Annotated in this window: 20 protein-coding genes and 4 pseudogenes; 4 read left to right on the top strand and 20 right to left on the bottom strand. The window is 35.7% G+C overall.

Going from position 1 to position 24243, the window contains the following annotated elements:
* Window positions 1–9 precede the first annotated feature (9 nt).
* The 12 genes and pseudogenes from CO726_RS12725 to CO726_RS12675 form a co-directional block, all read right to left on the bottom strand.
* Entirely contained in the window at window positions 10–1776 is a 1767-nt protein-coding gene (locus CO726_RS12725) for a UvrD-helicase domain-containing protein (protein WP_099684478.1), read from the bottom strand.
* 271 nt (window positions 1777–2047) lie between these two features.
* Entirely contained in the window at window positions 2048–2596 is a 549-nt protein-coding gene (locus CO726_RS12720) for a restriction endonuclease (RefSeq protein ID WP_099684477.1), read from the bottom strand.
* A 37-nt stretch (window positions 2597–2633) separates the two neighbouring features.
* A complete protein-coding gene (locus CO726_RS12715; protein WP_099684476.1) occupies window positions 2634–2831 on the bottom strand; it encodes a hypothetical protein in 198 nt (65 codons plus the stop codon).
* Window positions 2832–2994: 163 nt separating this feature from the next.
* Window positions 2995–3376 (bottom strand): annotated as a pseudogene (locus CO726_RS12710) (hypothetical protein).
* A 69-nt stretch (window positions 3377–3445) separates the two neighbouring features.
* Window positions 3446–5287 carry a PDDEXK-like family protein gene (locus CO726_RS12705; protein ID WP_099684475.1) on the bottom strand — a complete coding sequence of 614 codons (1842 nt, stop codon included), beginning with the start codon at window positions 5285–5287 and terminating at the stop codon, window positions 3446–3448.
* Window positions 5288–5418: 131 nt separating this feature from the next.
* Window positions 5419–5964: pseudogene (locus CO726_RS12700) on the bottom strand (hypothetical protein); the annotation flags it as partial.
* A 286-nt stretch (window positions 5965–6250) separates the two neighbouring features.
* The gene (locus CO726_RS32415; protein WP_245916632.1) at window positions 6251–6568 is read right to left on the bottom strand and encodes a hypothetical protein; all 318 of its coding nucleotides are present in this window, start codon (window positions 6566–6568) and stop codon (window positions 6251–6253) included.
* A gap of 154 nt (window positions 6569–6722) precedes the next feature.
* Window positions 6723–6989: pseudogene (locus CO726_RS32410) on the bottom strand (IS4 family transposase); the annotation flags it as partial.
* A 124-nt stretch (window positions 6990–7113) separates the two neighbouring features.
* Window positions 7114–8451, bottom strand: a complete 1338-nt coding sequence (locus tag CO726_RS12690) for a hypothetical protein (RefSeq protein ID WP_245916629.1) — start codon at window positions 8449–8451, stop codon at window positions 7114–7116.
* A gap of 42 nt (window positions 8452–8493) precedes the next feature.
* A complete protein-coding gene (locus CO726_RS12685; RefSeq protein WP_099684473.1) occupies window positions 8494–9204 on the bottom strand; it encodes a plasmid pRiA4b ORF-3 family protein in 711 nt (236 codons plus the stop codon).
* A 106-nt stretch (window positions 9205–9310) separates the two neighbouring features.
* Window positions 9311–12532 (bottom strand): hypothetical protein, encoded by a 3222-nt coding sequence (locus CO726_RS12680; RefSeq protein ID WP_099684472.1) that lies wholly within the window; start codon window positions 12530–12532, stop codon window positions 9311–9313.
* Entirely contained in the window at window positions 12529–13311 is a 783-nt protein-coding gene (locus CO726_RS12675) for a hypothetical protein (protein ID WP_099684471.1), read from the bottom strand. Before CO726_RS12675 ends, CO726_RS12680 begins: the two co-directional genes overlap by 4 nt.
* Before the next feature lie 235 nt (window positions 13312–13546).
* On the opposite strand from CO726_RS12675, the gene CO726_RS12670 reads away from it, so the two are divergent.
* On the top strand, window positions 13547–13885 hold the full coding sequence (locus tag CO726_RS12670) for a hypothetical protein (protein WP_099684470.1): 339 nt from the start codon (window positions 13547–13549) through the stop codon (window positions 13883–13885).
* A gap of 103 nt (window positions 13886–13988) precedes the next feature.
* Here CO726_RS12670 and CO726_RS12665 read toward each other — a convergent pair whose 3' ends face one another.
* Window positions 13989–14966 (bottom strand): ornithine cyclodeaminase family protein, encoded by a 978-nt coding sequence (locus CO726_RS12665; protein WP_099684469.1) that lies wholly within the window; start codon window positions 14964–14966, stop codon window positions 13989–13991.
* A gap of 19 nt (window positions 14967–14985) precedes the next feature.
* Window positions 14986–16038, bottom strand: a complete 1053-nt coding sequence (locus tag CO726_RS12660; RefSeq protein WP_136699597.1) for a proline racemase family protein — start codon at window positions 16036–16038, stop codon at window positions 14986–14988.
* Between the two features lie 89 nt (window positions 16039–16127).
* On the opposite strand from CO726_RS12660, the pseudogene CO726_RS32975 reads away from it, so the two are divergent.
* Window positions 16128–16369, top strand: a pseudogene (locus CO726_RS32975) (YflJ family protein).
* 137 nt (window positions 16370–16506) lie between these two features.
* On the opposite strand, the gene CO726_RS12650 reads toward CO726_RS32975, so the two are convergent.
* The 3 genes from CO726_RS12650 to CO726_RS12640 all read right to left on the bottom strand — a co-directional run bounded on the left by CO726_RS12650 (window position 16507) and on the right by CO726_RS12640 (window position 20654).
* The gene (locus tag CO726_RS12650) at window positions 16507–17460 is read right to left on the bottom strand and encodes a TRM11 family SAM-dependent methyltransferase (protein ID WP_099684467.1); all 954 of its coding nucleotides are present in this window, start codon (window positions 17458–17460) and stop codon (window positions 16507–16509) included.
* Between the two features lie 149 nt (window positions 17461–17609).
* Window positions 17610–19199, bottom strand: a complete 1590-nt coding sequence (locus CO726_RS12645) for an N-acetylmuramoyl-L-alanine amidase (RefSeq protein ID WP_099684466.1) — start codon at window positions 19197–19199, stop codon at window positions 17610–17612.
* A gap of 405 nt (window positions 19200–19604) precedes the next feature.
* Entirely contained in the window at window positions 19605–20654 is a 1050-nt protein-coding gene (locus CO726_RS12640; RefSeq protein ID WP_099684465.1) for a M42 family metallopeptidase, read from the bottom strand.
* A gap of 126 nt (window positions 20655–20780) precedes the next feature.
* Between CO726_RS12640 and CO726_RS12635 the strand changes: the two genes are divergently transcribed.
* Entirely contained in the window at window positions 20781–20960 is a 180-nt protein-coding gene (locus CO726_RS12635) for a hypothetical protein (RefSeq protein ID WP_098759176.1), read from the top strand.
* Window positions 20961–20981: 21 nt separating this feature from the next.
* Here the strand turns inward: CO726_RS12635 and CO726_RS12630 are convergent, their stop codons facing one another.
* The 3 genes from CO726_RS12630 to CO726_RS12620 all read right to left on the bottom strand — a co-directional run bounded on the left by CO726_RS12630 (window position 20982) and on the right by CO726_RS12620 (window position 22536).
* A complete protein-coding gene (locus tag CO726_RS12630; protein ID WP_098759177.1) occupies window positions 20982–21308 on the bottom strand; it encodes a nucleoside triphosphate pyrophosphohydrolase in 327 nt (108 codons plus the stop codon).
* Window positions 21309–21325: 17 nt separating this feature from the next.
* Window positions 21326–21646: a hypothetical protein gene (locus CO726_RS12625; protein ID WP_099684464.1), complete on the bottom strand. Its 321-nt coding sequence runs from the start codon at window positions 21644–21646 to the stop codon at window positions 21326–21328.
* Between the two features lie 101 nt (window positions 21647–21747).
* The gene (locus CO726_RS12620) at window positions 21748–22536 is read right to left on the bottom strand and encodes an enoyl-CoA hydratase (RefSeq protein WP_000454182.1); all 789 of its coding nucleotides are present in this window, start codon (window positions 22534–22536) and stop codon (window positions 21748–21750) included.
* A 309-nt stretch (window positions 22537–22845) separates the two neighbouring features.
* Between CO726_RS12620 and CO726_RS12615 the strand changes: the two genes are divergently transcribed.
* Window positions 22846–24225 carry an O-antigen ligase family protein gene (locus CO726_RS12615; protein ID WP_099684463.1) on the top strand — a complete coding sequence of 460 codons (1380 nt, stop codon included), beginning with the start codon at window positions 22846–22848 and terminating at the stop codon, window positions 24223–24225.
* Window positions 24226–24243: the final 18 nt, after the last annotated feature.

Genomic DNA, 24243 nt, shown 5'->3' with positions numbered 1-24243 from the left:
TACATGTCCTCAAGATATTTCATGCCTTAATACCTGCCCAAAAGAAGGTTTATCATAACTTCCAGCATGAATGTATAAATGCTCAGATGATCTTGTCATGCCTACATATAATAGCTTACGTAGTTTAATATCATTTTGTTCGAGCTCCATTCTTTCAAACTTGTCCACATCAACTAAAAATACAATTGGTGCCTCAAGACCTTTCGACGAATGATACGTTGTTATAATTAAATGTCCCTCAGTAATATTTTTTGTAACTTTTACTTTTTGACGTATTTCATGATTTAGTTTTTCCTGTATACTCTCACAATCTTTTCGCTCTCTGCATAAGATCAATATATCTTCTGGCTTATAGCCCTCGCGCTTAATCAGCTGGTAAACTTTATTACTAATATCTTCATATGATCCTTCAATAAAACTAACTCCATCTTTCATTTCATTCTCAAAAGATAGTTCACTCATTGGACAATAAAATTTATTTACTTCCTCTTCCAACTTCTTTTCTTGTTTCAAGAAATTAAGGGCTAAATCTATATGTTGGCTACCGGCACGATATGATTTCTTTAGTAAAGAACTTCGCCCACGCATATCAATACCTAAGCTCTTCCAACTATGATCTGAGTTGTTATAAATACTCTGTAGTCTATCCCCTGCTAAAAATAAATTTATCCCAGTAACGGTTTCCTTTTGATTATTAATATACGTATGTTCTTTACAAGATTTCACACATAATCTAATCCAATCATCTAGAAAGTCTTGATATTCGTCCACTAAAACAGCATCATATGATGATTGCGCTCGCTGTATAGCTATTTCAGGCAACTCTTCATTCCACCATTTCACTGTATATTTTTTCGGTACGCATACACTCGCTGTATCTAGTGCAAATTTATGAAAAGTACTAACATCTATATTTTCCAAACGTACATTCATAAAAGTAAGATCAGCTGCTAAGGAATTCAATTTGTTTTCAATTTTTGTTTGTAACGACTTATTATACGTTAATATTTTTATTTTCCATTCTGGATGTTCACGTACCAGATGAATCGCACGAGCTAGCAATAAAACTGTTTTTCCACTACCCGGAACCCCAGTTACCATATAGTGACCATATGGTACACGTTTTGCAAAACGTTCTTGCTCTGCATCTAGTGCTGTAATTAATTCTTTTGTACTGATTTGATTATCACTACAACTAACTTTAATTTCCGGAAATAATAGAGTTCGTATTGCAATAATTTCATCTTCTTCTACGAAACTAAATTCATTTTTGAATAACTGATTTATATTTACTTTACTTAACATATCAGATGAAATATATTGCGCTGGTGGCTGATTAAATACTTGCTCTAATCCACTCTCTTCAATCTTATTAGAATGGAGATACGGAAATATAACATTAGTATGTAATTTAAACTTTAATTCGTTCCTTTCATTTTTCAAAATATCTTGTAACCTAAATAATCTCTGTGCTGCAGTATGGTATAAGTTAGCTTTACAAAATGGATTATCTACCTGTTTTCCATCTGCTAAATCTATTTTTCTTCTATCCGCTCTACTAATATAAGAAAGTTCCCAATCTTTCACTTCAAAGATTGTTACACCTCTTTGTGAATCAATTAAAATAAAATCAGGTTCTAAATGTCTAATTCTTGGCTGAATATATAAATACGCTTCTCTCTGCACATCTTTATATAAAGACCGAACCTTTTCAAGTACTTTTCTCTCACCTGGAGTCAAGCTTGGCAAATCATTCGGTATAATGTGTAAACCCACAAGAATCCCCTCTTTTTTCATATTATATATTTTCATAAAACTTTATATAACTATATATAAATGTTTTTAGTGCTAAAAATTTATCAAAACTACTCTTCTACTATTAAAAATATTATTATTGCAACATACTGTACTTTATGACAGTATGTTATTCTCATTTTAAATTATATACTAAAACATAATTTATCTGGATTATTTTTCTATATTTAAAACAAAAAGACACTTTTCATAGTGCCTTTTCATTAAATCCATATCAAGCTTTTTATATCGCTCATTTTTCTTTTCCTCGTTTACCTTGGCTGATTAGCTTAATAAGTTTCTCTCGATTAATTAACACAACCCGATTCACTTTAGCGAGTTTGTATGCTGCAGCTGTAAATTCACTATTTGTAACAACCCATGTTTCATCAGCTTTATAAAATTCTTTTGCACCAACAATCTCCTGAACAGATTTAATTCCAACGTTATTCTTATAGCGTTTGGCCTGTACAATAATTCTTTTATCATTTTTTCTCAAAATTAAATCTGCACCAAAATCGTTAGATGCTTTAGTAACCTCTGTTTTATAACCCAAAGCCTGAAATAGACTTCCTAAATATTTTTCAAACTGGTGTCCGCTCATTTTATCAATATCATAAATTCCTGATTGTCGAAATTCCCTTAGTTTTTTTACATTCACATACATATATAATAATATAATTGCTGCTGATACCATTACTATCGGTACTAAAAATTCCGGTTTCCACAACACTCCGAAAAATGTCATAACTAGTAAAGATCCCAATATTGATTCATCTTGCTTTTTCTTTCGCTTAGCCATTTCAACCTCTTTTCACTCATAAACCATACTAATTACTCTAATAAGCTATATAAAATATCACGCCTAAAATAACTAATGCTACAACACCTTTAATTATAGGTAGCACATCATCTGGTATATAAGATCTAATAATTACAAGCACAGTACATACAACAAATGTGACACCAAGGAGTATCCACCCGTCCCAAATTACTTCTTTTAATGATTCTGGTAACTCTATATTATTAACATCCATTTTATTTCCCTTTCTATCTTAACTTATAAAATTATAATAACGCATTATTTTTATAAAAGGAAATATTTATATAGACTCTTTTTTGATTAAACAGCTTCCGTAAATACTCAAAATCCATTTCTTAATCCACTCTTTTCCGTTCACTATACACACTTCCAAAACATCAATACATTACCCCAAAATGCACACTAGCACACCCCTGACATACGCCATCCTCAAAAAAATGTTCTGGCAAAGACTTTGTATTGCAAAACTTACACTGCTGATACCATACTAATACTCTCTTGAATTTCCACTACTTTCTTACTGTCACTTAATTCCTCTAGATGTTCCCATAATAATATATGATGCGTAAACCCTGGCATATCTGGTACGGCAGGACTATTCCATACCAATCTATAAAACCCTATTCCCCCTGCACGAATAAACATGTTCGGATCAAAATCCAGCCCTCGAACTGCGAACTCAACATCTAGTTCTTTCAACTCAAAAAGCTCCAATTGTTTTGCTATGAATTGTTGTATTTGTGTTTTTGCTAATGTCATTAGTGAATACTCTCCTTTATTACATGAAAACAAATGCCAAGTACATCCCTCTGTACTTGGCAATCCTTTTTAAATATGAACGCCCTCTTCAGCGATTTCTGTTAATATTTGAATCACATTTTGACATTTCGTATCATTGAATAACTCGTTCATAGCATGTATCACTATGGCTTCATCTGACCAATTGCTAATATTGTATGTGTTCGTATAAATTTTTGAATACAATGTTCCGGGTCTCTTCGCTGCTGCGCTTATTTTTTTGCCTTTACTTTCAAGTGTTGTTAAGAGCGAAACTCTCTTTTGTGACTCGAGTGGGCCAATTTCTAGGGTCAGTTTCAATCTATTGCCTGTCAAACGTTCAAACCACATAATCGTACAGTTGTTTAACCACCACTTCCGTTTCGGTATGCCAAATTGTTCTTCCAGTAAGCGAAACTCTGGCATAATAAATGACGGTTTTTTACTGCTCATTTTATAGAGACCTTCTTGAAGTTGATGTTGTTGAGTAAATACTTGGAATGCATTAGATAAAACATTTTCTTCTGTTTGATTACGTTCTTCAGCCGTATCATCTTCTTCTCCATTTATAAAGCTAGCTATCGTATCATCTATCGCGGAAACGACTTGATTAAAATCTGCACTGTTATAAATGTTATTCATCACTTGAAGAATCTCATCCTGATTCGCCCAATCTTTAACATCCATATATACTGTGTAAATTCGCGTAAACTTCGCTCCATTTTCTTTCGCTTTCTCTTTAATCGTTACACCATTCTCTTCTAGCTTACATAATAACTTTAATCGATTCTCATATTGTTCTAACGGACCTACTTCAATCGTAAGCTTCATACGCCCATCTGGTTCTCTTTCAAACCAAGTAATAAGAGCATTACGTAGCCACCACTCACCTTTTGGAACGCCAACAATCTCATCAAGTTGTCTCCACTCTTCGAAAATGAATGATGGAATACGAATATGTTCTTTATAACAACCATTTGGTATTTGATTTTGTTCTATAAACTGTAAGAACGCCTCTCTCATTACACTATTTCCAGCTTTATGTATAAAACGAAGTGTTTCAGCATACTTCTTATAGATTTTGCGAAGATCCTCTTTCACTTCATCATCCAATTTCTTCACAGCTCTTTGCAACTCTTTACTAACAAACTTTCCAACCACTTTTCCGTTACCATTTAAACATAGAAAATCAACAGCAACTTTATGGTTTTTATACACCGTTAAAGCTAGTTCAATGTCTTCCTCATCACGAACTAATTCTCCCTCTAATATATCAATATAATAGGAAATGAAATCTTTAATCGTACTAGACGTATACTCACTATAAATCTCCAATTGCGCTTTCAAGATATTTAAAATATCCCCGTAATCTAACGTAAGATACGACGTATGACTTGGCGCACTACCATCTAAACTTAAAAAGATTGGAATGATCGTATACCCTTCATATTTCTCACTAACAAAATTGATATAATTTTGTAATTGTCCATCTGATTCAGATGACTTATATTTATTTTCAATCAAAATAGCAACCTTTTGCGATTCTGATACTGCCAAAATATCAATTCTTTTATTATTTTCCGTCTGTACTTCACGAAAAACTTCTAAATCTTGAAGAGACTGCTTATGTAATTTAATAAAATTATATTGACCAATTAACTCCTCATTCTCCGCTTTTACAAACGTTTTAGAAAGCAACTTATTTACAAACATAGAACTTAAATGATGATTCTCCGTAGGATCAAGTAACCAAGCAATCATATTAGAATGCCGAATCTCAAACTTATCCACCTTCAATATTTTGAAAGGATTAAAACGATTAAACTTACTATGTAACTTCTCAAACTCCATCGAATCATCTAAAAGCGCTAAAATCTCAAAATTATAATCCATTCCCCACACCGCCGTTTATAAATTTGTGAATTAATTCTCTTTAATTTCATTAAATTGTTATAAATAGATTATAACTTATAATGTAGTAGTATTTATGTCGCATTAACAAATTCTTTACACTCTCACTATTACTCAAAATATGAATCGGCCTTTACCGATCCTTCTGGTTTTTCTTCTTTTGCTTCATTTTTATTATTTTGATTTTCCTCTTCTTGATTACCTCCATCATAAATAGAATGCAACATAGCGGCTGTTATAAGCTCGTTTTGCGCTATATCATTTAAAGCCATTGCTTTTAATTTGAAAGTTTGATCCTCTTTATTTAAAACAAATTGAATTTTAGCTTTTACTTCTTGTTCTTGATATACGCAATTTCCTGTAAACTCGACGATTTCTTCATGATCTTCCGAAATAAAGTATTTCCATTTCGAATTCTTAAAAAATTTATGAAAAGCTTCTTCTATCGTCACCTTCTCATAATTTGGTAATCTAGCAGTTTTTATTTGTTGTACATGTTCATGATCTTTTGTAGTAGCTACTACAACTTCTTCTTTTACTTTTTTATCTGCTTTATTTACAACTTCGTCCACATCATCACTACTACAACCTGTCGCCATTAAAATAGCGCTTAATAAAATACTCCCCATAACTTTTTTCATCTTATTTCCTCCATACATATCGAATTTGAATCAAGCGACTTGCCAAAACTCAGCTTTTAAATAATATTTCTTTGTTTATTTTATATATCGAATTATACTGAATTTAGGTGGACAGATTTTGTCCGTTTTTTGTTTTAGATAGATAAATCCAAGAACAAAAAAATCATCCTCTAAATGGCATAGCCATCAACTTTAAAGAAGTGTCTCCGATGCTAAAAGCATCGGAGACACTTTTTTTACAATCTTTGAATACAATCCTGTATTTTGGACATACTCAAATAGAACATCCTATGGTACCTATTTTTTATGAAGCCATTGGAAGTTGATCCGTTGATTTACCTATTAAGCCTAGGATCTCAAACGGTGTTCTTTTTTTATACCGCCGTGCTTTTCTCCCATTCTTACTGATATCTTGAAAGAGCCTGCTGAGCACTGAAACAGGATGTTGGACAGTATAAAAAAGTGCGGCGTGTATTTTTTTTAGATAAATCTGCACCATATAAGCACATTTCAACTCATTCATTTCTTTTCTTTTCCTTGCTTCTCCCATAAAAGCCTTCGCATTTGATAAGTAACGATTGCGACTAAACATAAACGCAAGAGTTGGCCATACAAATGACATTGAAATCGTTCTAGTTTCATTCTTTTACTTACATAAATACGAAATATACCTCTGGCAATTCTATCGTTTCTCCTTCTTCTAAATTCTTCGTTAAGGATTCCATATGTAATAAAATCCAATTTCCATCTTCCCCTTTTTGGTACACTTGCTTGTTCCAACGCTTATTAAGTGCCTCAGCTGAGAGACAAGTTCCTGTAGCTTCATTTAATTTTGTACAAAGACTAACTAGGGACTCAGAACTGATTGTTTGTCCCAAAAATACACAGAGTGATACAAGATCCTGTGCCTGAAATTTTCGCTTTCGTTGAATCATACCTGTTTGATACGCAAGTTCCTGTAGGTGATGAATAGAAAATTTGTTTTGGAATTCTTCTCCTAACATGCGTAGCTCCTCAACTGGTGTGTCATTGTTTATAGCCATAAATTAAAATACCCTTTCATGCAGTATTGCATGAAAGGGTGCCCTAATTTCGTTATTTTATTCATTTTCTTAAGTTGATGGCTATGGCTCTTCAGCGGTCTTCTTCCAATCTAAACTATATTCTTCACTCAAAAACCTTCAGCTCATCTAACAATGCTTTTTTCTTTTTATGATGTTCCTTCAAGGCCTTTAAGTTAAATTCCCAAGCCTCTTTGTCTTGTAATTTGTTTTCAAGAATGTCTTTTACTTTTTTGAGATGCTTTACAGCTTCTTTATAACGTTTACGATTTCCTTCTAGTATAAGAATACCGCCTTTATTCCAATAGTATTCAACAATTTCTTGCGGATATTTATCTATAAGTTGATCAGCAATTGGGTCTAAGTTTTTACCCAGATTATATTCATACATCGTTCTTGGTGATTTCGAAATAATTGCTAGCATTTCATTGTACATTTCATGATCATAGCAAATTTTCAAATAATCTATTACACTTTCTTTTTTTACAATTTCTATCATTTCTTCTCGTATTTTTTCCCAGTCTTCTACTGTTAGTTGCTCTTTCATTGTATTAAAATCAGCGTAATACTCTTTATGGTAGGAGTTTATCCGAAATGCTTTTACTAAAGTACTCTTTATTTTTTCATATTCATTTTTCTTTTTGAAATATTGAACAGCACATTTGCTTATCATATCGACATCGGATTCTATGTGAAATGCTTGCTCTACTAAATCTTGTATGTGATCTGTTTCTTCCCGCTCTGCATAATACTCAAATACAAATGCAAATAATTCTGTTAGTCTACCTTTCCCATTCTCTAAACCAGTTTCTGCAATTTCAACTGCCTTATCCAGCTGATTCATCGAAATGTAATATTCCGCCAAGTCCCAATAATCCATTCCATATTCCAACATTTTTAATCGCAACTCCAAGTATGCTTCACCATCTTGCAATTGCTCTTTATAAATTTTCATAATCAATTTTTGATCATATTCATCAGGAGATTTTTCAAGCAATTTAATGACATATTTCCAATCAGAATCCGATTGACATATTTCATAAATTGTATCCATTATGATATCGTTTAGTCCGGAGTTTCCAAGTTCGTATTGCACATATAGCCTCTTGATTAATAATCGTCTTTCTTCAGATAAAATAGGGTATTCAGATAATAAATCTATAATGCCCCTTACATATTCATATACGTCATACGCAAGGTGTTCCGGACCACCGCCATATTCATTAAACCTCTGGATTATTTCCTCCGCTCTTTCCCAATATTCCCAAAGTAAATGATTACTTACAGCCTCTTTCTTTCCCACTCTTTTTTGTGATGCATACCATTCCATCACAGCCGTATCTATACCCTCGTACTGATTCGAGAGATGCATCACTAAGTCCAACAATTGTTCTTTTTTCAATTCCGTACACAATTCTTGTAATGATAAACTCTTCCCCATCATACCCTCTCTCCTTTACAGTTTCATCAAAATGAAATGCTCCTACTACTCATCCAACTCCAACATATCATTCACATCATCTAAATCAAATTCCTCTGGATCAAATTCACCAAGCCACTCTAGCAAACCTTCATCCAGGTCACCTTCTCCTCGTAATGCCTTTTGGATTTCATTGTACATATAAGGGCCGCCACAGTCTTCAGGTGGACACGCTCTTTTTCCTTTTTGGCATATAGGGACTGTTGTCTTCTCATCCAGTGGTAATATTTTTTCTAATACGATTTCATGTTCCCAGCCGTCACCGAAATCATATGTGTATAAACACTTTTGTTTTTCCGCTGTTATTAATTCACCAATTTGCGTGTCTGTTGCATCATATTTCCCACTGGATGACGCGAACAGATCTATACCATCATATTGCTCTTCTATATATGAATCATTCGTATAGAAGTTATATAAATGGCAATCTTCCCAGCCCATTACGACTTGAATAATGTTATGGAATTCTTCAAAGGTTACTTCGTTATGGACAAGAAATCTTCTCCAGATTGGTGGACGTATGCCCTTTAGAGTAATTTTAAATTGGTAAATTGCAGGTTCTACAATATTTCTTTCTCCTATTTCTCTAATATTACTTCCGCCAAGAAACTCGATTATCTCTGCTAATCGCTCTTTTTCTGCAGAAGGCATCTCTTTCCAAAAACCATTTTTTTGAAATTCCTTAATAAAATCTAATATAAATTTATCAATCATCATTTACAATCACATCCTTATTTTCTTTATTTCCATATTAGCTGGTAATAAGACTCCCCTATCAAAATTTGATGTGAGAGTCAGGATGCCCGTTGGTGCGGGCTAATAATTAGTTCTCCTTGATTACAGTTTCCGTTTCTTCTACCGCCCTCTTAATCTGCAAAATCCGACTAATCGGCACACTCGCATCATGCATTACCGTCAGTGCTTGCGAAAAGTGTTGTAAGTAGTTTGGGTCGTGACTTTTTGGTGAGACGATGATCATTTTGCGGTTTAGTTCTTCTTCGAATAGGGTGAAAACCTTTTCTTTTCGGCTGTCGTCTAGGGCGCTGTCGTATTCGTCTAAGATGATGTAGCCTGGGGAGGCTTCGATTGTTTGTAGTAATGCTAGTGCGAATAGTAGGGATGAAAGGGATTCTTCTCCTCCTGATACACCGCTTCCTACTTTTCCTCCACGTCCTTTGGCGCTGATGTCTTCCATTTTGCCGCGGTGACCTTTTTTGCGCGCTTTTATGTATAAATAGTAGCGCATGTCGCCGTGTTTGTTTGTGTCCATATTCCATTCTACTTTTCCTTCGAAGTGGAATTGTTCCATGTATTGTTCGAACTTTTTATGGATTTTGTGAGCATTCATTTGAATAGTTGTTTCTAGGCGTTCTTTCATAAGCGCTATATTTTCGCGAAGTTCGTTCAATATTTGTTCTGCGTTTTGCAATTCAGCATTACTTTTTTCATTTTCTTCTTTCATCTTCGCGTAATTTTCTGGCGCCAGTGGATCAACCGTTTCACCGAGTGCTCCTTTTAGCGTAATCTCTGCGTTTTGTTTTTGAGAAAGTGCTTTCGCTTCAGACCATGTTTCTATTTGTTTTTCCCAGCCAAGTTGCTCTAACAATTTCCCGTACGTGTCATTCGCATCCTGGTTTTCTCTTTGTATGCTAATGAATTTTTCTTCTGTCGTTGTGAAATACTCTTGGATATGTTGTTTTTTCTTTTCTAAACGCTGAATATACGCATGTAATTCTTCTACTTCTTGTTTCTGCTGCTTCGTTTTTTGACTTACTTTATTATATTCAATTTCTAATCTATTACAAGCATCGTCAAGCTCGTCTCTTTCTTCTACTGCTCTCTTAAGCTCATCTAGTAACTTTTTATGAAGTTGTTCAAGTTGTTGCATATGTGCGATTTTCTCTTTTTCCTTATGCAGTTCTTCATATATCATTTCGTACTGTTCTAACGTTTCTAGGCGATCTCTTAAACGAGATATACACGTATGCAATTCTTGGTTAATTGCATATAGTCTTTGTATTTCTTGTTCTAATCTTTGTTTTTCTTCCGTTTTTCGTCTTAACTGTTCGATTCTAAATGTACGTTCGGCAGCTTTTTGTAAAACGGCTTCTGCATCTCTTACTCTATATACAATATCGTGAAGTTTTCTTTCCTGTTCTTGCAGCGTATGAATATCGCGCTCATATTGGATGAGCTGCTTTTCGTTTTCTTCAATCCATTTTCCTGTCTCTTCTAGACGTTGCATAATTGCTTTTTCACTTAAAATGTATTCCTGTTTCTCTTGTTCACCACGTAATCCTCTTATATCCATTAGACTACCTTTTTGAATACATGGCTGTTCACCTGTGAAAAATTGTTTTACCCACCATAAAGCTTTCATCGCTACAGAAACAAGTTTTTCATTATCTCCCTCTTTAATTCTTAACTGATACTGTGGTAAGGAAATAACACTTTCAGTTGGAACGATTAGTGGCAATGGTACGTAATACAAATCATTTGGTGGTATAAATTCTTTTGATTCTACGAAGATTGCATATTTAATTGTATTTAAAACATCTTCATTACGAAATTCTGCATCTGCTTCTAATTCAATTAAGTCTCGAAGTGGATACGCTTGTAACCCTTGTCTTCTAAAATATCGTAGAGCTTCTTCTTGCCTCGGACTTACGTAACGATTTAACTCTAGCTGTTTTTTCTCTTCATACTTTTGCTGAAGGTCTTTTTTCACCGTTTCTACAAGATCCTTCGTTTGCCTCATCATACCTTCTACCTTTTTATGCTTTTCTTCCATATAAAAGCTAGATTTATATTGCTCTATGTAATTCCTTGCAGAAACGACAGCTGCTTCATCATTATCTACTTGTACTTCTAGCTTCGCGACTTCTGACCTTAATTCATTTACATTATGGCTTGTCTCACTAATAAGCTGCTCTGTATATACTTTTTCCGTTTCAGTTTCTTGCAATTGCTGTTCTTTACTACTTTTTTCGGCTCTGACAACATCTTCGCTAATACCTATATTTTTCACACGATCCGTTACGTCTTTTATTTCCTCTTTAATCGCGTTCCATTCTCGCTCTTTATCTTTACTTTCCTTTTTGCACTGTAGTTGTCGTTCTTCCGCAATTTCACGCTCTTTTTCTACACTTTGAAACTCCGCTTGTTTCGCTAGTAACTCCGCCTCTAATTGTGCAAACTGTTTTTCTCCTTGCTGAGCTTCTTCATACTTCTCATCAAGGTTTTCTTTCATCTCTTCTAGCTCATCTTTATACTTCATACGCTCTGTATAATAATGATTTTCTAATGTACATAATGCGGTTTTATACTGTACAATCCCGCTCTTCATAAGATTTTGCTGATCTTCATAACGATTTTTTTCGTTTTCCCATCTTTCCAGCTCGAACTTATATTGAATTTGGTTGTTACGAGCTGTTTGTAAAATCGATTCCTTATCACGTTCTTGTTCTTTAAAGGACTCCCATGACTTTTGAATACTTTCAATTCCTGTCATTTCGCTAAAAATACGGAATCTTTCTTCTGGCTTCATGACAGCAAATTGATTTACATCTTGCTGGTACCAAATTAAATAGAACGCATCTGGGTCAATTTTATATTTTTGAAGAAGCATTCTTTTATACTCTCTAAAGTTAAAATGCTTATCCGAAGATGAAAAACGTGTTTCTTGCTCCCACTCATCTACCCGGTCGCCTTCTGCAATATAATATTCTTTTTTCAATGGATGACCTGGCTCCTGCTCTAGATCAAGTGTGAATCTCACAAATCGTGCTGCATCTATAAATCCATCATTTTCATATATAAGTTCGATTTTTGCTCGCCACACTCTATTGTCTGGAAGGTTTTTCGACCGAAGCCCTTCCACATTTACTTTCGTAGATGCCATAACAGCGCCCCAGCAAAACGTCAGCGTTGATTTCCCGGCACCATTTGCACCTGAAATTAAAATATGGTCACGTTTTCCCATTAAATGGATTGTTCTCGGCTTATAATCACGTATACCGGAGAAAGAAATACGGTATGGAATCATATCGTTTCTCCACCCCCTATGTTATAACGCTTAAAGAATTTCAAAACATCGTCCATATGGAGTTGTTGCGACTGACTGAACTCAGCTGCCCTATGCAAGAACGAATCGGAAAACATTCTACTTCCAATTGCCGTTAACGTATACGCCGCGCCAATCTCTTTCCAATCAAACGTACGCTTTTCACAACTCATTTTATATATGGCAAGTAGAAAGTCTACAAATAAGAGCCTCTTCTGAAACGACCAGCGTTTTTCATCTATAGAAGACAAATCACTTTCAATATCGCACAAAACATGCCACAATCTTTCCGTATACTCATTTATATATTTCGGCATAGATTGCTTTTCCTTCGCCCACTTTTGGAAAGCCTCTTCCTCTTTTACCTTTTCTAACTGCTGTTTCTTTTCCATGTATGTAAACAAACCATATCCCATTCGATAAAAAATGGAATGAACAGTTTTCTCATCTTTTTCAAAACGAACTTCCTTAATTAAAATCCCTCGTTCTATACAATCTATCATTTCATGTATTGTTAACCACTTTAAAACATCACTTTCTCTTTTCCTTACATTAGGTGAATAAAAGTTTTTTGTAATAGTAGTAGAAACCTCTGAAACTTCTTCTTCACTAAAAAGAAGTTCTGCTGTTTTTATAATCTTACGCGGGGTCTGCTTTATAATGGGGAGAGTTGTTATACCCTGTTCTTTACGTATATATAACTCATCAATTTTCTCAGCATTTTTCATGACGTACAATTGAACAAATTGTATACCATCCATACTCTCACTTCCTTACTTACGAGCTACTTCCATTGTAACATACGCTCGGACGGTTCTTTCTACCAATGAATGCCACCCTCTCAAAAAATATATCAGCGATTATTCAATTATATCGACTTACCGACAAATTTCGCAGAAACTAGCATCCTACAAAAAACCCCTCTAAAATAGTTGTTATATATAATCAAACATATAGAATGAGATTAAAGATAAAAAACACTCTTAGGAGGTTATCATGACATTTGATGAATGGAAAAAAAACAAACCAACAACCTCATGGGTTGAGTATGATGAAGATGGGGAATTTTTCACTGAAGAAAATATAAGTGCAACAAATAAAGTGCTCGACACTTACATTAACAATTTAAAGCAATTGGGAGAGAACCCAACCGAAGTCGAAATCATGCAAGTCGTCCAAGAGGTCGTTATTAACATAAATGAATTAAACGTCGAACATGACTACTTTATCGAAACAATGGAAAGAGAAGATCTCTATGATTTTATCGATACAGCAGCACAAATAGCTGGCTTAGTATCCGAAGAAGACATCACAGAAGAATGGCGAGAGTGGTAAAAAAGTTGCACCTCTACTTGCTAGAGGTGCAACTTTTTTCATACGCCAATTGAATTCATGATTTGATATCGGCACAAAAAAAAGACCACCAAAAGGCAGCCCCTCAAAATTCAATCCTATTCCCAATCCCGCGCTCCACCGCTTTCTCATACAAATACTTCGCAACGATAATATCCACTACCGCCAAACCAACTGATTTGAAAATAGTAATCTCCTCATCATTCTCCCTACCAGCTCTTTCACCGCTTATAATTTGACCAAGCTCGGCGTGAATGTCGCTTGCTTCAAATAAACCTTCTTGTATCGGAACTTGAAGATCACCCGTTTCTTCAAGTGCTGCCTCTTCTGATTCGACTACTACTTTGTTTGCGCTCGCGATGGCATGAGATGGTAGTTCTTGCATGTTCGGTCTAAATGAGCCGACGGCGTTTATGTGGACGCCTTTTTGTAGTTTTTCTGAGAAGACTGGTGTGGATGCGTTCGTAGTTGTGACGATGATGTCTGCTTCGCTTATTGCTTCATTTGCATTTGTGTGAACATAGGCAGGTTTATTGAATCTCTTTTGTATATACTGCGAGAATGCATACGCTTTTTCTTCTGTTCGATTGTATAAAATGACTTTTTCGATATCTCTTACCGCAAATACAGCTTCGGCAATCCCTTTTGCCTGTTCACCGGTCCCGATTATACATAACGTTTTCGCGTTATGACGAGCTAAATGTTTTGTCGCTACTCCTGATAGAGCCCCTGTTCGAATCATCGTTAAGTAAGATCCTTCTAAAAGTGCGAGCGGTTCTCCCGTTTGAAAGTCTGATAGCATCACAATCCCGTTTATCGTTTTCTTTCCTACCTTTTTATTCTCGGGGACTACTGTTACGACTTTTAAGCCAAGTGCCTCAAGTCCTTCCGCTACTGAAGGCATAATTAATGCCGTATTTTGTTCGCTTGCAAATGGTAGTGAGCCGCGAATTGGTGTGATCGTTCTTTCAGCAGAAAATTCTTGTAAAGCCAGCGCTGCGTATTCAATGACTTCGTTCATATTTACTAAGTTTCGTTGTTCGTTCGCGCTTATAACTAGCATATCTTTCCACCTCCTCCTCTTATCCTAACAAAAATCCCCGGTTCAAATCATCTCTCGGGTCTACAACGAATTGATGAAATCCTGTAATAAATGCATGCCCCGTTACTTTTGGAACGACGGCTTCATATGTATCTACCGCGGTTACCGACAATACTTCCCCCTCGAATTTCCCGTCAGTAATGCATTCGTGGACGAAAGTTTCTCCCTTTTGCAAGGCCTCTTTTTCAAAAAGAGTTGCGATTCTTGCAGAAGTTCCTGTGCCGCAAGGAGAGCGGTCTACTTGCCCGTCAGCAAAAATCGTTACATTTCGTAACGTAGCGTCTTCCCCTTTCGGTTCATCTGAGAAAATAACGCCGTATATTCCTTTTAACCCTTCTTCCAGTGGATGCTTTACTTCCATTTGGCTCTCAATATAGTGTTTAATTTTACCGCCCCACGTTTGAATAGCAGATAAATCTTTGAAATCCACTTTTAAACCGAATTCTTTACTATCCACAACAGCATAAAAGGCTCCGCCAAACGCGATATCCACTTGAAATTCATAGTCATCTATTTTAATAGGAACGTCTTTCTTATATACAAAAGAAGGAACATTTTCAAATGATACGGACTCTACTTCGCTCCCGTTATATGTTGCGTACGCAATCACTTCCCCAGCAGGGCTATCAATAATGAACTTTTGTTTCTCACCTGTTACTTCAAACATACCAGTCTCAATTCCGACTGTAATAACAGCGATAATGCCGTGCCCACACATCGTACTCCAGCCCTCATTGTGCATAAATAATACACCAAAATCAGCGTGTGCACTTGCAGGCGGAGTAATGATACAACCGTACATCCCGTGATGCCCCCTCGGTTCATACATAAGAACTTCACGAAGATGATCCAAATGTTCCATGCAATATGCACGTCTTTCCAGCTGCGTTTCTCCCTTTATTTCTGGCACGCCGCCTGTAATAATTCGAAGCGGTTCCCCAGCTACGTGAGCATCAATTGTCGTGTACACTTTACTAACCTTCATTTCTATCTCTCCCCTATATGTTGATACTATTTTCTTTGCAAATATCATGCCAACGCATAGGGTATAAATTTGTATACATTGTTTAAAAAAACATACATTACTGTCTACTTTGTTATACACTGTCCGGAAACTATTTTATGGGACACCTTAATAAAACCAGGCTTATTATTTTCAATGGAAAATTACTTCCACCTTCAACATATACTGTTCAAAAGCAAAAGGAAGTGATCCAATGTACTACGGAACAAAAGGCTGGTACGTAGCCGAACTAAAAAAACTAGGCATGCGCTATCATGAAGGACGCAAACTAGAGAGTTACCGCGGACACGTGTTACGCAATTTACTAACCGAACAGCAGAAGAAAACAAAAGAAAAGTAATCTGATATCGATTGATTCTAGAAATATATCGACTTATCAACAAATTCCGCTAATTCATCTATCTACACCACCAACCAATCACACATCAATACAATACAAAACAAAAAAAGGTCACCCAAATAGGTGACCTTCCTTTCTTATTCACAAACAAGAATTTGTCTAGAAAATGATCCTTTTCTTGTAATACAGCGATCTGTAATTTCAAATCCCGCTTCATGGATCATGTCGTCCATTGTTTCCATCGTGACAACGACAGCTTTTTTAGCGATGCGGCGCGCGCTTGAAAGAATGGAGAGCTGATCTTCTGGTGTTGCGTGCGTGAATAAATCATACGGCATATCGATAATTGCAACGTCGTAGTTCTCAGTAATTTCCTCGATTGGACCTTTTGTTACTGTTCCTTCAAACCCGAAATGTGCGATGTTTTTTCTCGTTCCAAGAACTACAAGTGGATTTATATCTCTACCAACGATGTTAATCCCCATAGAAAGTGCTTCTACTACTACTGTTCCAATGCCGCAGCACGGGTCAATTGCTCGTACTCCCTCTGGATTAGGTACAGCGATATTTGCAACTGATCTCGCAACACGTGTACTAAGAGATGTCGAATAACTATGCGGTTTTTTTATGTGATGGTACCAAACTGGCTCACTTTCTACATAGTGTCCGAAGTACCAGCGCCCTCCAAGAGGAACAATTCCAAATACACGCTCTGGATTACGAACGTCTGCTTCTCCTTCAATATGCATGCCAAGGTCACGTTCAATGAGACGTCTTTCTCCATATTCAATTTTATTTTCTCCAACGAGATCATTGATTTTAACGAAGATAACTTTGAATGTCGCCCCCGCCAAATCAATTTGTTCTACTTGTTTTAGAATACTTTCTAAGTCGTCCCCTTCATACATAACCTCAACGCGCTCTTTCATAAACGCACTTCTACTCGGATCAATTTTGACATTACTTTTCAAAATATTAACGTGAGACTCCATTCCAAAGAACGAGCGCATTTCCAAGTAACATAAAGCACGCTCCTCCTCGCGAAATGCATACGTATATATACATGCAGGTGTTTTACTATAATTATTCAATCTATGATCATCCTCTATCATTTAAAATTGTTATGATTACAATTGCTACAATACTTTTTCGTATAAAATTAAATGATATCACATGCCGGAAATAAAGAGAAACGTTAATAAATAAAAGAGACTGCCTATTGGCAATCTCTTTTGATTTATTAACGGAAAGAAGATACTTTATTACCCTTTGCTTCGTAATAATCTAAAATACCTTGATAAATCGCTTCTGCTGCACGTTGTCTTTGTTCTGGTGTAGCAATTTTATCTGCATCACTTTTATTATCTACAAATGCTAATTCTGTTAATACAGCTGGCATTGTATTTTCTCTAGTTACGTATAAGTCCTGATGTTTCACACCACGATCTTTTGTTCCAAGTGCTGCTACAAGACGGTCTTGAATTTTTTGTGCTAATAAAATACTGTCCTTTACATGTGGATTCGTTACTTTTGCTCTTGCTGACTGATAATATAATGTTTCTGTACCTTGCCCATTTTTCTGTTCAGAACCATTAGCATGGATACTTACAAAAATATCTCCATTATGTTGCTGTGCAAATTCTACACGTTTCTTTAATGAATCAGGAGCACTTGTTCCTGGGCGTGTATCATCTGTACGAGTGAACATAACAGTAAATGGTGCCTTTTGCTCAAATATTTTCTTTAATCGTAATGATACATCTAATACAGTTTTACTTTCTTTCTCGTAATAACCACCATTACCCGAGTCAATTCCACCATGACCTGGATCAATAATAATCGCTTTACCTTCTAAGAAGTTCTCTTGTTTTACTGGGTTTAATTGATTTTTATCAACCCACTGGAAACCAGCGCCTACACGGATACGAATCCAGCTTCCACTCTCTTCCATAATCGTTACTGTTTGTGCATCATATGTACCTAGCACTTTAGAACTATGTGAAGCTTCTGCATAAGTTGTAAATCCTTCATTAATCGTTTCTGTTTTTTCTTGTAGAGGTGTCCACTTCTCACCTTTACTTGTTACAATTTTCAACCAGCCGTCCGCTCTTTGTTCTGTCACTTCAACCATTTGTGGCTTATGTTGAACGTCAGTAATACCAGAGGATAATGATGGTTGATGATATGTAATAAAGTTTCTGTTCATATACATTCTTTTTGATGTACTTGTTTTATTTTGATCAGCCATCGCAATAAACTGAGCTGCTTCTGCACGAGTTACAGTTCCTTCAGGATTCCAGCCATTTCCCGTACCTTTAGAAATCTCTAAAGCTACTAAAATATTAGCTTGTTTCTTACCCCAATGAGGTTCCAAATCTTTGAACTGTGTTGGAAGTTCTCCAATAATTTTCTTATCTAATGAGTATGCTTGTACTAACATAGATGCCATAGATGCACGGTTAATTTGGCTGAATGGACTGAATTTACCAGTACCATCTCCACTAATTATACCTGCTTTTTCCACTGCAGCAATGTACGGAGCTGCCCAATGGTTTTGTGCATCTTTAAAAGATGGCTTTGCTTTTGGATCAACTGGTAAACCAAGAACGACTGCTAAGATTTTTGCAGCTGATCCTCTATCTACTGCTTCAGATGGAGAAAACGTTCCATCAGGCTTTCCATCAAGCGCTTTTTTTCCTACTAAATAATCAACTGATTCTTGCGCCCATGTAGGAACATCCGAAAACTTCTTCGCTGCTGCGAAACTACTTACTGGAGACGATAATAAACTTGCGGCTAAAATACCTGCCGCGACTGCACGATACTTCATAAAAAATAATACTCCTCTCGACAATCACCTTTTAATAACGCGTAATCTTAATATATAAATCCCGAAAAATCCGAACAAAAAAAATTAATGCGCCTCTATCATTTTATAATACTCGAATTATGTAGTAAACCTACTTTCTTAATATTGTAAAATAAAATACAATTAATTTACCTTTTGTTGAATAAAGTGAAAATGTATTCGGTGGGGTTTTGTTCAGCCCTCACCAATCGGGCTTTTACGGACAATTGATCCTTACCTATTTTCTTTGTTTTCACTAAATTTTGAGGTGGGGGTCTTACTGCCCGTTAATGCGGGGGAAAGTCGGTCAAACTATTTAAATCGATACACCTGTGTCGATTTCTCTGCAAACAAAAATAGGCTACTAGAGGTAGCCTATTTCTTTTCTTATTCTGCAATCATCTTTGATAATACATATGCATAAACAAGTGCTTCTGTATGTGCAATCGAACTTTCATGTGTACGCTCAAATGCATGAGAAGAATCAATACCCGCTCCAATTAATGCATGTTTCACATCAAATCCAGCGCGAATCGCAGCTGATGCATCCGATCCATAGTATGGATAAATATCTACTTTATATTCAATATTGTTTGTTTTCGCAAGCTCTACTAAATGTTTACGTAGTGCATAATGATACGGACCACTAGAATCTTTTGCACAAATAGATACTGTATATTCGTCAGATGCTTGTCCATCACCTAACGCTCCCATATCTACTGCTAAATATTCAACCGTTTCTTCTGGAATGTTAGAGTTACCACCGTACCCAATCTCTTCATTATTAGAAATTAAGAAATGAGTTGTATATGGTAATGTTACGTTTTCATCTTGTAATCTTTTAATTAATTTCAATAGAATCGCAACACTTACTTTGTCATCTAAATGACGTGATTTTATATATCCACTATCTGTAATTTGAACGCGCGGATCAAATGAAACAAAGTCTCCTACTTCAATTCCTAATTCACGTACTTCATCAGCTGAAGAAACACGCTCATCAATACGAACTTCAATATTTTTCTCATCGCGTTTCGCTTCACCTGCATCTTTATATACATGTACAGATGTTTGATGCATTAAAATCGTTCCTGTATATGTCTTACCACTTGACGTTTCAATCTCGCAATATTCCCCTTCTACAGAGTTCCAGCGAAATCCCCCAATCATAGAAAGACTTAGGCGACCATCAGGCTTAATTTCTTTTACCATCGCACCTAACGTATCAACGTGTGCTGTTAATAAACGGTGCTGTGCATCATTTTTCCCTTTTACCGTTAAAATAAGAGCGCCTTTATTGTTACGCTTCGTTTCTACATTCCACTCACTTACATAGTTTTCAATAAAACGAATGATTTTCTCTGTATTTCCAGATGGACTCGGAATAGAGACAAGCTCCTTAATAAGTTCCATCGTTTCTTTCGCATGATGTGCCATTGTCGTTTCCTCCTCATTCTATCTACTATTTAGTATACAAAATTTGCTATAAAACCTCTACTCATATAGCTTAATTTTCTAAATTATAGTAAAATTTACTTTAGTATACAAAAGGAGTTATAAAATATGAATATATCAAAAAAATATGTACACATTGCACTCATTTGGTTTTTAGCATCATTATTTTGTTTACAAGTTTCTTATGCAGTTCATACTACTACTTCTATTACAATTGGCTGGGTATTAACAGCTATCTTCTTCATTATTAGCTTAATTGCAACAAAAAAGCATAGCGTTAATGAGTAACGCTATGCTTTCCCTACAAATCTATTCTTCTGAAACATCCAATAAATAAATGCCTCTTTCAAACCCACCGCGCTCTATTTCTTTTTGCTTACGAAGGCGTTCTACATCTTCAATTGTTGCACCTTCTGCACGCGCTAATGAAATGATCACTTCCAGTGCATCCGCAAGAGAATCTAACGCATGTTCACGCTCTTTCATAGAAGCAAATTCACGAATTTCTTCTGCTCCAATTTTCGCTAAAGCTTGTATGTATGCTTGACCTGTTAATTTTTGTGCTGTATATGTTTTTCCAGACATTAAGATTTTCTCAGGAACACGATCTCTTACTAACTTGTTATATGCTGACATCATTCATCCTCCTATGTTTAATAACATCCGAGCTCTGCTTTATAGAAAAACCATTTTTTCTTCACGCATGCACTAAGCATATCAATTCCTGATCCATGTGCCCTTACGTGAGGAAAGAAATAGTGCTCTGGTTCTTCTTTCTTATCACCATATAAGGTTTGGTACTCATCAGGAATCGCCTCTTTTTTCACATCCCGTTCTTTCTTCACTTCACCTGAGAAAGCAACAATTGGATGCCCTTCAAAGAATAGTGCAGTCCGTACTGCAAGAGATGGTGTACTATGCAAAGCATAATATGTAAGTAAAATAATAACGATAACACCAATAATTTTCTTCATATATTACTCCTAAAAAAAGTGCTAACACAATTATACTAAAATGTGTTAGCACTTTCTCCCCTTTACCTTAAATTAATTGGCAGTAAAACTACCACCACACTTTATTCCCCTTTAAATGCTGGCAAACGTTTTTCTAAAAATGCAGCAATTCCTTCTTTATGATCCGCTGTTTGTCTCATCGCATATTGACCGCGTTTTTCAAGCTGCAATGTTTGTTCTAAATTAGAGCGATTTACTTCACATAAAATTTGCTTCGTTTGAATCATCGCTTTAATCGGCTTTTGTGACCATTCACTAATTTTTTGCTTCACAGCCGTTTGGAAATCCTCGCCGATTACTTCATCAATTAAACCGATATCAAGCGCTTCTGTTGCTGATAATTTCTTCCCTTCCCAAATAATTTGCTTCGTCATATTTTCACCGACGCGCTTTTGAAGGAAGAAATGACCGCCGCCATCTGGAATTAAAGCGATTCCAATAAAGTTCATCGCAATAATTGATGATATATCTGCCATCACATAGTCAGCCGTTAGTGCGATACTCAACCCAAGACCAGCAGTTGGTCCATGAATGGCACTAATAACAAGCTTCGGCATCGTATATAAAGTCACGACAACTTCAGAAATGGTATTCATAATACCATCAAACTTGCTTTCATCATTACTTGAAAGCATCGATTTAATATCTCCACCCGCAGAAAAACCGCGGCCGTTCCCGCATAACACAACAATGTGTGCAGAACTCTCCGCTACTTCTTTTAGTTTTTGTAATAGCTCTTTTAACGTTGGCTCATCTAATGCATTTAACACCTCTGGACGATTGACCATAACCGTTGCAACGCGCCCTTCATACTTCACAACGACAGATTCTGTTTTACTTGTTACTTCCATTATATATACCCCTCTTTTCTACATAAAGATTATACTTATATAATTATAGAAAGTAGATGAAAAACCCTTCTTTTTTTCTTAATTTTCTGTCTAATAATCTCGTAATTTGTATATGACCTTGTATAAAACATACAATTCCGTTGAAAAATATAGAAATTAAAGTCGGTTTATCACCTCTCTTCATCTATTTACCATTACAATAAAATGGTGTATTCTTAAGTCTGATATAAAAATCAAATATAGAAATTCATTCCCCTTCCTATTAATAAAGGGGTGCTGAAATAAAGGAATGAAGAAATGGAGGAACATATGGTTACTAAGTTAAAACAGACGGATAACTACTTTCCGCATTTCCTACTGCTATTCATTGTGTTTCAACCGATTTTAGATTTATTAACGTCTTTTTCAATCTATGTATTACACATGAGCGCAACAGTCGGAATCGTAGTCCGTTTCGCCTTTATGCTTTTTGCATTAGGTTATCTACTTCTTCATCATAAACAACAAGGTGCCAAAAAATATATTCTTTATTTATGCTTATTTGGCATCGTACTCGCAATTGGTCTTGTGAATAATTTAATGGTCAAATCTCCAGTTTCATTTGGAGAAGAAGTGAAATTTATTTTGAAAAGTGTATATCCAATTGTACTACTGTTTGGATATATTATCGCACTGAAAGAACTAAAGAATAACGAATTTGCGTTTCATAAAATCATTACGTATTTCTTATATGCAACGTTAATTTTAAGCATTTCAATCATCGCGGCTATGGCAACGGGTACAGATTTCCCAAGTTATCCAAACTCAAAAATTGGTTCAAGAGGATGGTTCTTTGCTGGAAATGATTTAAGTTCCATTTTCGCGATTATGTTCCCAATCGTTGTCTTATACTCGGTTCATAAAACGACTTCTTTCTCAAAAGTATATTACTGGATTCCAACTGTACTTGCGATGTATGCAAGCATTATGATTGGAACGAAAGTAGGCTATGGTGCCATCGTTATTACACTTGGCATCGCTCTTTTCTTCTTATTCATTGAATATATGATGCATCGTAAAAAAGAAGGAAAAGGATTCACATATTTTGTAAACACAGTCGTTGCTGCTGTCGTATTAGGTGGTTTATTCGTCCTTACACCGCAAACCCCTATCGCAAAAAACATGAGCATCCACTTACAAATATATGAATACAAAAAATCAGTACAAGAAGAAAAAGATCGAAAAGAAGGAAAAGTAGTTACAGAAGAAGAACATAAGCAAGGCGAACTAACAGACTCTGAAATGAAAAGTTTAATTTACAGTGATCGTGACAAGTTTTTAAAAGTATATAAACAATACTATAAAGAAGCACCACTATCGCAAAAACTATTTGGAATGGGATACGCTGGTAACTATACAACGAAAATGAAGTTAGTCGAAATGGATTTCCACGACCTATTCTTTGCATTCGGAATTGTCGGCTTCCTTATGTACTTACTGCCGCTTCTTTATTTCGGTATTAAAATATTCATTCGCTTGATCACAAACTTCAAGAAACTATTTAGCGTAAAACATATGCTACTAGCTAGCACACTCGTCCTATCGCTCGGTATCGGCTTTATGTCTGGACACGTATTAACAGCACCAGCCGTTAGTATTTTCTTCGTTGTGATACTCGCTTACTCAATTGTTGATTTAGAAATAGAATAGAAAAGAAGCAGCATCTAT

Origin of the sequence: Bacillus fungorum (assembly GCF_002746455.1) — a bacterium.
GTDB classification, from domain to species: Bacteria; Bacillota; Bacilli; order Bacillales; family Bacillaceae_G; genus Bacillus_A; species Bacillus_A fungorum.
This window is presented reverse-complemented; position numbering and strand designations above follow the sequence as displayed.